The sequence below is a fragment of the Paenibacillus sp. M-152 genome (assembly GCF_003856555.1).
GTDB classification, from domain to species: Bacteria; Bacillota; Bacilli; order Paenibacillales; family Paenibacillaceae; genus Paenibacillus; species Paenibacillus polymyxa_C.
On the sequence record NZ_CP034141.1, the window covers coordinates 2,464,900 to 2,476,887 of the forward strand.

The 11,988-nt window shown below is 49.3% G+C and carries 6 protein-coding genes and 3 rRNA genes; 6 read left to right on the forward strand and 3 right to left on the reverse strand.

Going from position 1 to position 11,988, the window contains the following annotated elements; translation table 11 throughout:
• Positions 1–284: 284 nt before the first annotated feature.
• The 3 genes from EGM68_RS11295 to rrf all read left to right on the forward strand — a co-directional run bounded on the left by EGM68_RS11295 (position 285) and on the right by rrf (position 5,373).
• Positions 285–1,838: ribosomal RNA gene (locus EGM68_RS11295) — 16S ribosomal RNA — on the forward strand.
• A 411-nt stretch (positions 1,839–2,249) separates the two neighbouring features.
• Positions 2,250–5,179 (forward strand): 23S ribosomal RNA (locus EGM68_RS11300).
• A gap of 77 nt (positions 5,180–5,256) precedes the next feature.
• Positions 5,257–5,373, forward strand: a 5S ribosomal RNA gene (rrf, locus tag EGM68_RS11305).
• Together the 16S, 23S and 5S rRNA genes form the textbook arrangement of a ribosomal RNA operon.
• Positions 5,374–5,610: 237 nt before the next feature.
• On the opposite strand, the gene EGM68_RS11310 is transcribed toward rrf, so the two are convergent.
• The 3 genes from EGM68_RS11310 to EGM68_RS11320 are packed head-to-tail and all read right to left on the reverse strand — an operon-like array spanning position 5,611 to position 8,726.
• Positions 5,611–6,720, reverse strand: a complete 1,110-nt coding sequence (locus EGM68_RS11310; RefSeq protein WP_129549181.1) for a CobW family GTP-binding protein — start codon at positions 6,718–6,720, stop codon at positions 5,611–5,613.
• Positions 6,721–6,738: 18 nt separating this feature from the next.
• Entirely contained in the window at positions 6,739–7,716 is a 978-nt protein-coding gene (locus EGM68_RS11315) for a TIGR03943 family putative permease subunit (RefSeq protein WP_129549182.1), read from the reverse strand.
• An 8-nt stretch (positions 7,717–7,724) separates the two neighbouring features.
• Positions 7,725–8,726 carry a permease gene (locus tag EGM68_RS11320; RefSeq protein WP_129549183.1) on the reverse strand — a complete coding sequence of 334 codons (1,002 nt, stop codon included), beginning with the start codon at positions 8,724–8,726 and terminating at the stop codon, positions 7,725–7,727.
• 230 nt (positions 8,727–8,956) lie between these two features.
• On the opposite strand from EGM68_RS11320, the gene EGM68_RS11325 reads away from it, so the two are divergent.
• From EGM68_RS11325 to EGM68_RS11335, 3 genes are read left to right on the forward strand one after another with little or no spacing between them, the layout of a single operon-like run.
• Positions 8,957–10,045, forward strand: coding sequence for a CobW family GTP-binding protein (locus EGM68_RS11325; RefSeq protein WP_129549184.1), 1,089 nt, complete (start codon positions 8,957–8,959; stop codon positions 10,043–10,045).
• Complete coding sequence (locus tag EGM68_RS11330) at positions 10,042–11,154, forward strand: FecCD family ABC transporter permease (RefSeq protein WP_129549185.1); 1,113 nt, start codon at positions 10,042–10,044, stop codon at positions 11,152–11,154. The genes EGM68_RS11325 and EGM68_RS11330 overlap by 4 nt, the downstream gene beginning before the upstream one ends.
• Positions 11,151–11,978 carry an ABC transporter ATP-binding protein gene (locus EGM68_RS11335; protein WP_129549186.1) on the forward strand — a complete coding sequence of 276 codons (828 nt, stop codon included), beginning with the start codon at positions 11,151–11,153 and terminating at the stop codon, positions 11,976–11,978. Before EGM68_RS11330 ends, EGM68_RS11335 begins: the two co-directional genes overlap by 4 nt.
• Positions 11,979–11,988 lie beyond the last annotated feature (10 nt).

The window sequence follows — 11,988 nt, forward strand, 5'->3', positions numbered from 1 at the left end:
TGAGCAGAACGAATTTGAAAAAAACGAAAAAAATTGTTGCAAAGTTAGTTGAAAGATGATAATATATAAAAGTTGCTGTTGAGAAAAAAACAGCGATGGAGTGAAGGGTTTGATCTTTGAAAACTGAACAACGAGTGAGTACGGATTTTGTTTACAAAATCCAATGTTGTAATTTTGATACATGCCATCTGGCTGTATGAAATGGAAATGAAAATGAGATATTTCATCTCGTCAGTTTCAACATGAGCTAATCGCTCTTTCGATAAACCAACTTCGGTTGGTCTTTAATGGAGAGTTTGATCCTGGCTCAGGACGAACGCTGGCGGCGTGCCTAATACATGCAAGTCGAGCGAGATTATTTAGAAGCTTGCTTCTAAATAATCTAGCGGCGGACGGGTGAGTAACACGTAGGCAACCTGCCCACAAGACAGGGATAACTACCGGAAACGGTAGCTAATACCCGATACATCTTTTTCCTGCATGGGAGAAGGAGGAAAGGCGGAGCAATCTGTCACTTGTGGATGGGCCTGCGGCGCATTAGCTAGTTGGTGGGGTAAAGGCCTACCAAGGCGACGATGCGTAGCCGACCTGAGAGGGTGATCGGCCACACTGGGACTGAGACACGGCCCAGACTCCTACGGGAGGCAGCAGTAGGGAATCTTCCGCAATGGGCGAAAGCCTGACGGAGCAACGCCGCGTGAGTGATGAAGGTTTTCGGATCGTAAAGCTCTGTTGCCAGGGAAGAACGTCTTGTAGAGTAACTGCTACAAGAGTGACAGTACCTGAGAAGAAAGCCCCGGCTAACTACGTGCCAGCAGCCGCGGTAATACGTAGGGGGCAAGCGTTGTCCGGAATTATTGGGCGTAAAGCGCGCGCAGGCGGCTCTTTAAGTCTGGTGTTTAATCCCGAGGCTCAACTTCGGGTCGCACTGGAAACTGGGGAGCTTGAGTGCAGAAGAGGAGAGTGGAATTCCACGTGTAGCGGTGAAATGCGTAGAGATGTGGAGGAACACCAGTGGCGAAGGCGACTCTCTGGGCTGTAACTGACGCTGAGGCGCGAAAGCGTGGGGAGCAAACAGGATTAGATACCCTGGTAGTCCACGCCGTAAACGATGAATGCTAGGTGTTAGGGGTTTCGATACCCTTGGTGCCGAAGTTAACACATTAAGCATTCCGCCTGGGGAGTACGGTCGCAAGACTGAAACTCAAAGGAATTGACGGGGACCCGCACAAGCAGTGGAGTATGTGGTTTAATTCGAAGCAACGCGAAGAACCTTACCAGGTCTTGACATCCCTCTGACCGCTGTAGAGATATGGCTTTCCTTCGGGACAGAGGAGACAGGTGGTGCATGGTTGTCGTCAGCTCGTGTCGTGAGATGTTGGGTTAAGTCCCGCAACGAGCGCAACCCTTATGCTTAGTTGCCAGCAGGTCAAGCTGGGCACTCTAAGCAGACTGCCGGTGACAAACCGGAGGAAGGTGGGGATGACGTCAAATCATCATGCCCCTTATGACCTGGGCTACACACGTACTACAATGGCCGGTACAACGGGAAGCGAAGGAGCAATCTGGAGCCAATCCTAGAAAAGCCGGTCTCAGTTCGGATTGTAGGCTGCAACTCGCCTACATGAAGTCGGAATTGCTAGTAATCGCGGATCAGCATGCCGCGGTGAATACGTTCCCGGGTCTTGTACACACCGCCCGTCACACCACGAGAGTTTACAACACCCGAAGTCGGTGAGGTAACCGCAAGGGGCCAGCCGCCGAAGGTGGGGTAGATGATTGGGGTGAAGTCGTAACAAGGTAGCCGTATCGGAAGGTGCGGCTGGATCACCTCCTTTCTATGGAGAATCGTTTCCTGCGATGGAAACATTCAAATCAGCAGGTACATGTGCCTGCGACCAGATATTCAATTCGGTTCATCACGTTCGTGTGAATGAAATGAATATCCTGAACTCTACTCACTCGTTGCTTAGTTTTGAGAGTTCAAACTCTCACATATGACTTCCAAAATATACTTGTATTCAAGTGTTGAGGAATTTGATATGATGTTCTTCCGGGATTAAAACCGGTGAATATTGCACCTTGAAAACTGGATACCGAAACGAAATTGCGTTTTAGAATATTCCTTTAAGCTGATCTTGTGTAAACAAGTGAAATAAAGGTAGCCAATAAGGAAAGATATTTTGCTTATAGCAAAAATCATTTTCTTATTGAACATCGACATTTTCTTTCTGCGAAAGAAAAGTCTAGGTTAAGCTACAAAGAGCACACGGAGGATGCCTAGGCGCCAGGAGCCGACGAAGGACGTGGCGAACAACGATAAGGCCTCGGGGAGCTGTAAGCAAGCTTTGATCCGGGGATGTCCGAATGGGGAAACCCGGCTGTCTTCATCGACAGTCACTACTCACTGAATTCATAGGTGAGTGAGAGGCAGACCAGGGGAACTGAAACATCTAAGTACCCTGAGGAAGAGAAAACAATAGTGATTCCGTCAGTAGCGGCGAGCGAACGCGGATTAGCCCAAACCAAGGAGCTTGCTCCTTGGGGTTGTGGGACGTCTCACATGGAGTTACAAAGGAACCGGTTAGATGAAGAGGTCTGGAAAGACCCGCCAGAGAAGGTAAAAGCCCTGTAATTCAAAACTTGTTCTCTCCGAGACGGATCCCGAGTAGTGCGGGGCACGTGAAACCCCGTATGAATCCGGCAGGACCATCTGCCAAGGCTAAATACTCCCTGGCGACCGATAGTGAAGCAGTACCGTGAGGGAAAGGTGAAAAGCACCCCGGAAGGGGAGTGAAATAGATCCTGAAACCGTGTGCTTACAAGAAGTCAGAGCCCGATCGATGGGTGATGGCGTGCCTTTTGTAGAATGAACCGGCGAGTTACGTTCCCGTGCAAGGTTAAGGTGAAGAGCTGAAGCCGCAGCGAAAGCGAGTCTGAATAGGGCGACTTGAGTACGTGGACGTAGACCCGAAACCGGGTGATCTACCCCTGTCCAGGGTGAAGGTGCGGTAACACGCACTGGAGGCCCGAACCCACGCATGTTGAAAAATGCGGGGATGAGGTGGGGGTAGCGGAGAAATTCCAATCGAACCCGGAGATAGCTGGTTCTCCCCGAAATAGCTTTAGGGCTAGCCTCGGAAAAAAGAATCGTGGAGGTAGAGCACTGATTGGGTGCGGGGCCCGCAAGGGTTACCAAGCTCAGTCAAACTCCGAATGCCATAGATTTAGTTCCGGGAGTCAGACAGTGAGTGCTAAGATCCATTGTCGAAAGGGAAACAGCCCAGACCATCAGCTAAGGTCCCTAAGTGTGTGTTAAGTGGGAAAGGATGTGGAGTTGCACAGACAACCAGGATGTTGGCTTAGAAGCAGCCACCATTGAAAGAGTGCGTAATAGCTCACTGGTCGAGTGACTCTGCGCCGAAAATGTAACGGGGCTAAACACACCACCGAAGCTATGGCTTGATGCTTTGCATCAGGGGTAGGGGAGCGTTGAATGCGGGTTGAAGGTGTACCGGAAGGAGCGCTGGACTGCATTCAAGTGAGAATGCCGGTATGAGTAACGAAAAGATCTGTGAGAATCAGATCCGCCGAAAGCCTAAGGGTTCCTGAGGAAGGTTCGTCCGCTCAGGGTAAGTCGGGACCTAAGGCGAGGCCGATAGGCGTAGTCGAAGGACAACAGGTCGAAATTCCTGTACCACCGTAATCCGTGATGAGCGATGGGGTGACGCAGTAGGGTAGTGACGCGGACTGATGGATGTCCGTCTAAGCAGTGAGGCTGATGTGTAGGCAAATCCGCACATCGTTAAGGCTGGGCTGTGATGGGGAGCGAAAATTATAGTAGCGAAGGTCATGATCTCAGACTGCCAAGAAAAGCCTCTAGCCAGGAGAAGGTGCCCGTACCGCAAACCGACACAGGTAGGCGAGAAGAGAATTCTAAGGCGCGCGGAAGAACTCTCGTTAAGGAACTCGGCAAAATGACCCCGTAACTTCGGGAGAAGGGGTGCCTCGGTAGGGTGAATAGCCCGAGGGGGCCGCAGTGAAAAGGCCCAAGCGACTGTTTAGCAAAAACACAGGTCTGTGCGAAGCCGCAAGGCGAAGTATACGGGCTGACGCCTGCCCGGTGCTGGAAGGTTAAGGGGAGTGGTAAGCTCTTCGGAGCGAAGCTATGAACCGAAGCCCCAGTAAACGGCGGCCGTAACTATAACGGTCCTAAGGTAGCGAAATTCCTTGTCAGGTAAATTCTGACCCGCACGAATGGCGTAACGACTTGGGCGCTGTCTCAACGAGAGATCCGGTGAAATTTTAATACCTGTGAAGATGCAGGTTACCCGCGACAAGACGGAAAGACCCCATGGAGCTTTACTGCAGCTTGATATTGAATTTGGGTACGATCTGTACAGGATAGGTGGGAGCCGTTGAACTTTGAGCGCCAGCTTGAAGGGAGGCATCCTTGGGATACCACCCTGATCGTATCTAGGTTCTAACTTGGTACCGTGATCCGGTGCGAGGACAGTGTCAGGTGGGCAGTTTGACTGGGGCGGTCGCCTCCTAAAGAGTAACGGAGGCGCCCCAAGGTTCCCTCAGAATGGTTGGAAATCATTCGAAGAGTGCAAAGGCAGAAGGGAGCTTGACTGCGAGACCTACAAGTCGAGCAGGGACGAAAGTCGGGCTTAGTGATCCGGTGGTACCGCATGGAAGGGCCATCGCTCAACGGATAAAAGCTACCCTGGGGATAACAGGCTTATCTCCCCCAAGAGTCCACATCGACGGGGAGGTTTGGCACCTCGATGTCGGCTCATCGCATCCTGGGGCTGAAGTAGGTCCCAAGGGTTGGGCTGTTCGCCCATTAAAGCGGTACGCGAGCTGGGTTCAGAACGTCGTGAGACAGTTCGGTCCCTATCTGTCGTGGGCGTAGGAAATTTGAGAGGAGCTGTCCTTAGTACGAGAGGACCGGGATGGACGTACCGCTGGTGTACCAGTTGTTCCGCCAGGAGCACCGCTGGGTAGCTATGTACGGAAGGGATAAGCGCTGAAAGCATCTAAGCGTGAAGCCCCCCTCAAGATGAGATTTCCCAATGAGTAAGACCCCTTGAAGACGACGAGGTAGATAGGTTGGGGGTGGAAGTGCAGTAATGCATGGAGCTGACCAATACTAATCGGTCGAGGGCTTATCCTAAGATAAGACGCAAGGAAGTTTCGGATCCAGTTTTCAGGGTGTAACCTTGAAGTTAGAATTTGCGAGGCAAATTCATGTTTGGTGGCGATAGCGGAGGGGTTCCACACGTACCCATCCCGAACACGACCGTTAAGCCCTCCAGCGCCGATGGTACTTGGACCGCAGGGTCCTGGGAGAGTAGGACGTTGCCAAGCAAATAATAGTATGACTCTGCATAGTCGTACTCAGGTCGTCGAGAAAGCTTCGACGACTTTTTTTATTTTCCCATCATTCAACATAACGTCCTATAAGTATTTAATGCGTATATGCAAATTTGTGATAGTTACGAAAAAAGGCTGTTCCATGACTTTTAAAGGTCAAAGGAACAGCCTTTTATAACTTAATTTCGTAGACATTTCGGAGGGGAATTTCATCTTGAGCCGATCTGTCGATTACAGCGAAACGAAGCACTGTTCCCATTGGTCAGTAATGGATGCTTTGTCAAGCTGTTCTCCAATGAGTGTGACATATCCCTGGCTCACCGGAAGTGCGGTGGGTTGCCATTCCAAGTGACTTCCTGAGAATTGCAGAAGCATTGTGCCCTCATACGGGAGCACACAATAACCTTTCGCTCGAAGAAGCGAGGAACCTAGCCCGGTCAGGAAGTCTTCTAATCGTTGCTTTTCTAATGGCCGAGGAGAATATTGATGCAGTGTTAAGCTCTCCAGACGGGAAAAGGAAGGGGGACGGTTGCGATCATGACTGTGGTTATGAGGATGTGCAGAGATCACTTTGAATGCGGTATTTTTGAAGGTACTGCTAGGTCTTTCATTATCTTTGGTGGGAATTGGGATAGGCGATGCTTCTGCATCGTTGGGCTGCACTTGTGCAGATGTATGTTGAAATACTTGTACAGGTTTCGGATCAACGAGTACGGAGGCCAGGACAGGTTCCAGCAGTGGTCCAAGGTCAACGCGGCTATATTCAGTAGTTTGTAGCTTAGCTGTATTGTTGAGCTTGCGGATGTTCTTGACGACCTTAGCCACTTCACGGCTACTTGCGACATCCGTTTTGTTCACCACAATGAAGTCGGCGGAGCGAAGCTGTCCATGCAGAGTCCGAACCAACTCCTTGTCTGCAGTAAAGCGGCTGTTGTATTCATGGAACAGCACAGCATCCACCACACTGATGCTGTGAACCAGATACAGCCGATCTGCCAGCAGTGGAGAACGAAGTTCCTCCAACACTTGCTCGGGGTTGGCTACTCCGGTGGTCTCCATGAAGATCACATCCGGCTTTTGGATGAGCAGGGAATGCAGTGCGCCAGCCAGCTCATTTCTTTTGCTGCAACAAATGCAGCCCTCTAGCAGACCTTCCACTGTTACGTCAGGCATTTCCTCTGAAATAATAGCGCTGTCTACATCATATTCGCCCATTTCGTTCATTAAAACAGCAGCACGAAGGGGAATCTGGCGAGTATGGGCTAACAGCCGCAAAAGTAGCGTTGTTTTGCCGCTTCCAAGAAAACCACTGATTAATATAACAGGAACCTTGTTCATCATTTTTCCTCCTTGGTGGGTTTAGTTCGCTGCATTCAAGCGATCATAGGTTGCTACCGAGTCTGCCTGGGTATAGACATAAGGAGATTCTGGCTGCTTGACAGTCGTTATTTTATTGGATTGAATTTCAAGTACGGGTGTATTGCCCTTTTGCGTTGCATGCAGTGTTCCTTCAATAGTCACCCAGGTATCCTTGTCAAAGGATGGAGGGTTCTGGGATTGGACGATAATCCCGAATGGCATAGCATCAGCAGTACAGCACATAACGAGGAATCTTCCTACTGCAAATAGACCTTTACCCGGTAGGTTGTCGTCCTTATAGACAAAGCCAGTCACCTGTACTTTTTTTCCTTGAAAAGCGTGATTATACAGTTCGATCGCTCCTATAGTTTCGGAGAAAATCTCCGGATGGATCTGTATAACGGGTTGCTGATACAGACGTTTCGCCAGCTCGGCGAACTCTACATTGTACTCATCCGGCGGAACGAACAGCTTATCCAGCGCTTCCTGACTCCATTTACCCCTTAGTGGGAGCGAAATTGGTGTGAAAGATGTAGTTGATACAAGGGAGGAGGCGGGTGTGTTCGTGGTTTGTATGTCTGTTTTTCGTCGGATATCCGGGTTGGGATAGGTGAAGGACATGCCTTTTTTGGCTGCCATATCACTGCCAAGCGCCTGATTGGGCAGCAGTGAGCCGAATAGCAGCGGAATGAGCAGCATTCCATATACGAGTGTTTTTTTAAACCAGCTTTGCGGTAACGGATGCTCACAATCGCATACATCTTGACCATCCGGCCCTCCCACGATTACGTGCCATGCCATCCCCAAAGCGATGAACATAAGTGGCACAGGACAGAGTAAAAGCAGCTTTTGCATGTGCGGAGCCAAGTAGTAATGAAGTGCACTCGTGCGGTGTAATGTGATAATGTATACAGCTAATCCGATCATGAGCAAGGAGCGCATGCCATATTGACAGCGGATGCTAAAGGTTGAATTCACGTTTGTATTTACCTCCCCAATAACCATTCAGCAGCTATAGAGCCGATCAGAACGAGTAAAATAATGAGCATGCCCAAGATTACGACAAATTTGGTGCGAAAGGTGCTGAGCAGCATGAGTGTGCCTTTGAAATCAAGCATCGGGCCGAGTACTAGAAAGGCTGCCAGTGGACCCAGTGTAAAGGTATGCGAAAAAGCAGTAGCTACAAAGGCATCGGAGGTGGAGCACAGCGACAGCACATAGGCAAAGCCCATCATAAAGGCGTACGAGCCGGCCGTTCCATTGCTTAAGGAAAGCATTTCATCACGTGGGATAAAGGTTTGGATGCAAGCTGTCAATAATGCGCCGATAATGAGATATTTACTCATGTCCAAAAACTCATCGCCAGCATGTACAAAAAATCCCCGCCATGTGCGGTTATGCTGATGAATCTGATTGTTCTGCTTTTGCTGGTTAAAAGAGAGCAACGACCGTTTGAGCGGATGCGCACGCACAAAGGCATATACGATCAATCCGATGGTCGCGGAAACGACAAAGGCCAAACCCATTCGAACGACAGTGACCTCAGGGTGGGAAGGGAAAGCCATTATCGTGGCAGCCAGTACTACGGGATTGATAATAGGTCCGCTTAAGATAAAAGTGATACCCATATAGGCAGGCATTCCCTTGAGCATTAATTGGCGAACGACAGGGATCATGCCGCACTCACAGATGGGAAACAGCATACCTAGCAAGGAGGCGAGCAGGACACCCGGCACAGGATGCGCAGGCGCTATTTTACGAATCCATGTCTCCGGTACAAGCCACTGCAAAAGGGATGAGATAAGTACACCGATCAGGAGAAACGGAACAGCCTCCAGAAAAATACCCATAAATACCGTCTTTAATGACTGCAGCTGCCCCATACCTAACAAACGAAGCCACTGAGGAGATAGCGTAATAAGCACAGGGATGAGAAAGGCAAACGGAATCATAAAAGGCAGCATCTTTAACAGCGTACTGTTTTTCATTCCACATCTCCTTGGGAATAAGGATTCTTATCTACATCCTATGCCTGTGTTGGGACAATCATGCCGCAGGATTATGATTGAATCACCTCCTATATTGACAATTCAAAGCATGGTCATATATATTTATGTTTGTTAATAGTAATTATTACGATTAAAATCGTCAAATGATTGCAAGAAGAAAACTTTTACGGTACGATCCATATTAGTGCTGTAAAGACAAGGAGGATTATATGATACCGATTGTTGTTTTATCCGGATTTTTGGGCAGCGGGAAAACAACTCTTCTTCAGCATGCGCTGGCTTACTACAAGGAGCAGGGTCTCAAGCCAGCTATTTTGATGAATGAGTTGGGTGATGTTAATCTGGACGGCAGTTTGGTGAACGACCAAGCCCCCATGAAGGAAATGCTCAGTGGCTGTATATGCTGTACCATTCGCGGGGATTTGGGCGTCGAGCTCATGAATCTTGCCGAGGAATATAAGCCGGATGTGATTATTGTAGAATGTACCGGAGTGGCTAATCCAATGGAGATTGTAGATGCAGTGACAGATGCCTCTATATATTCTTCTATGGTTTTACAATCTGTTATCACGGTCATGGACGCGCGTCAATTTCTGGATTTTTCCTTGGGTAGTGAGAGAAGCAAGTCGTTTCGTTTGATGCAGGATCAGCTACGGTGTGCTTCCAAACTGATTATTAACAAGACTGATTTATTGGCTGCGGGAGAATTGCAGAAAGTGCAGGCCTTTGTAAAAGAATTAAATCCTTATGCTTTGACTGTAAGCACGGAGCGGAGTGACGTAGACCCGGTTACCTTTTTCTCCATTCAAGGAGAGAAACGGATGGAAATTTCGCGGCAAAAGGAGTCCACAGTCGATATCGGGAATGATCATCATTATGCAGAAGATCGTCTTCAAACGTATGGTCATGATGACCATACAGACCATCATCCTCATGACTGTCATAAGCCTGAGCACCACGACCACGACCACAAACACGGAGAGCATTATCATTCCTACGACCATGTAGTTGTTCATACGCATTTTTTTGGACAACCTGTGTCACGATTCGAGTTTGAACAGTTGTTCCGCAGTTTGCCTGCTGAAATTTACCGGGCCAAAGGAATCGTGCAATTTTTGGAATCGGAGGGTCAGATGATGTTCCAATTTGCCTATCGTGAGCTGGAAATCATTCCAATTCGACCGCAAAAGCCAGTGAACGATGTTGCGGTTATTATGGGCGAGAATTTCTCTGCTTCTGAGATTGAGGAACGATTGAAAAGGCTGGAAGCGGCTGCAAAGCCACTGGCTAGTTCATGATTTCGAGAACAAGCAGCGATTATTCATCCAAGGCTAATTCTCGAGCTGATCTAGCAGGGAAGCCTCCATGGAGATTTACAACAATTCTGTTGCTGCTAACTGCTGTGCTGGTGCTGTCAGTTACACTCGCAGTCATGCTGGGGCCTGTGGCTGTCGCTCCAGGGACAGTATGGCGAATTGCGCTGTCCCATCTGCCCTGGCTGGATCAGTGGGTACCCATGACATGGACCAAACCGGAGCAATATATCGTCTGGGAAATTCGCTTTCCGCGTGTGCTGCTAGGTGTTGTCGTGGGAGCAGGGCTTGCTGTTACCGGAGCGGCTATACAGGCATTAATTCGCAATTCGTTAGCGGACCCCTATATTTTAGGAGTCTCGTCGGGGGCTTCAGTGACAGCGACGTTAGTTATTGTGTTTGGAGCTTTTGGATTTTTGGGACGACTTGCACTGCCCCTATCTGCTTTTATAGGCTCCTTAGCTGCAATGCTCATGGTGTTCGCGTTGGCTCGTGTGGCCGGGCGTATATCGAAGACCCGCTTGCTGTTGGCAGGGGTAGCGGTATCTATGATGCTGTCGGCTGTGACTAGCTTTATCGTTACGATGGCCCCGAATGAAAAAGGCATCCGTGACGCGATGTATTGGATGATGGGAAGTCTGGCAGGCGCTCAATGGGATACGCTTTTTATTCCAAGCCTCATTATAACCGTTGGAACGGCCGTCCTTTTAACCCGATACCGTTCACTGAATGCTTTGCTAACGGGGGAAGAAGCCGCCGTAACGCTCGGTGTGAACGTGCAGGCGTTCCGTGTATTATTGGTTGTTGTCGCTTCCCTTTTAACCGGGGCAGTCGTATCAGTTAGTGGCTCAATTGGCTTTGTCGGGCTTATGATTCCACACATCGTTAGGCTAATAGTGGGATCGGATCATCGACGTGTCCTGCCTGTCAGCCTGCTTCTGGGAGCTATCTTTGTCGTGTGGGCAGACGTATGTGCTCGGCTCGTGCTTGCTCCGCAGGAACTGCCGATTGGTATTGTAACGGCTGTATGCGGTGGACCCTTTTTTGTATGGCTGCTGCGGCGCAGCTCCTACTCGTTTGGAGGCGAAAAATGAATATAGAAGTCGAATGCGTGACCTTCAGTATTCACGATAAACGATTGATCGACGGTATCAGTCTCAAGGTGAGAACGGGAGAGCTGGTCGGGCTGATCGGTCCCAATGGCAGCGGCAAATCGACGTTGCTTAAGAATATGTATCGTGTGTTAAGACCTGATAGTGGTTTGGTGACGCTGGATGGCCAGGATTTACTACGGATGAAGTACAAAGAGACGGCACGACAAATGGCAGTGGTAAGTCAGGATGCGCCCCAAACGTTTGATTTTTCAGTACGGGACATCGTCCTGATGGGCCGCCTTCCTCATAAGAAGCTGCTGGAAGCAGATACCGTCTTCGATCATGAACTGGTTGAGCAGGCGCTGGAGCGGGTAGGCATGAATGCTCAAGCGGATCAGGGGTTTGCTACTCTGTCGGGCGGTGAAAAGCAACGGGTATTGATCGCCAGAGCTTTGGCCGGACAGGCAAAATTTCTCATTTTAGACGAGCCGACGAATCATCTCGATATCCGGTATCAGCTGCAAATTCTCGATTTGGTCAAAACACTTCAGATCACTGCTTTAGCTGCACTGCATGATTTAAATTTGGCGGCATGTTATTGTGACCGATTGTATGTATTAAAAGAAGGCAAGGTGGTAGCCTCCGGCATAACAGAGAATGTGCTTCAGCCTGACCTGCTGCGCAGTGTATTTGGGGTGGAAACAGAAATTCGCATTCATCCGAAAACCGGGAAACCGAGTATTACCTTTTTACCGGATTCTCTCAGAGGTGGAGCCATCCACGACATTAGAAATGGTGATCCGATGAAGTCAGTTAAACTGTGAATGATAGAGG

Coding starts and splice junctions, on each gene's coding strand:
- EGM68_RS11335 (WP_129549186.1), top strand. CDS start 11,151: ATGAATATAGAAGTCGAATGCGTGACCTTCAGTATTCACGATAAACGA.
- EGM68_RS11320 (WP_129549183.1), bottom strand. CDS start 8,726: ATGAAAAACAGTACGCTGTTAAAGATGCTGCCTTTTATGATTCCGTTT.
- EGM68_RS11325 (WP_129549184.1), top strand. CDS start 8,957: ATGATACCGATTGTTGTTTTATCCGGATTTTTGGGCAGCGGGAAAACA.
- EGM68_RS11310 (WP_129549181.1), bottom strand. CDS start 6,720: ATGATGAACAAGGTTCCTGTTATATTAATCAGTGGTTTTCTTGGAAGC.
- EGM68_RS11330 (WP_129549185.1), top strand. CDS start 10,042: ATGATTTCGAGAACAAGCAGCGATTATTCATCCAAGGCTAATTCTCGA.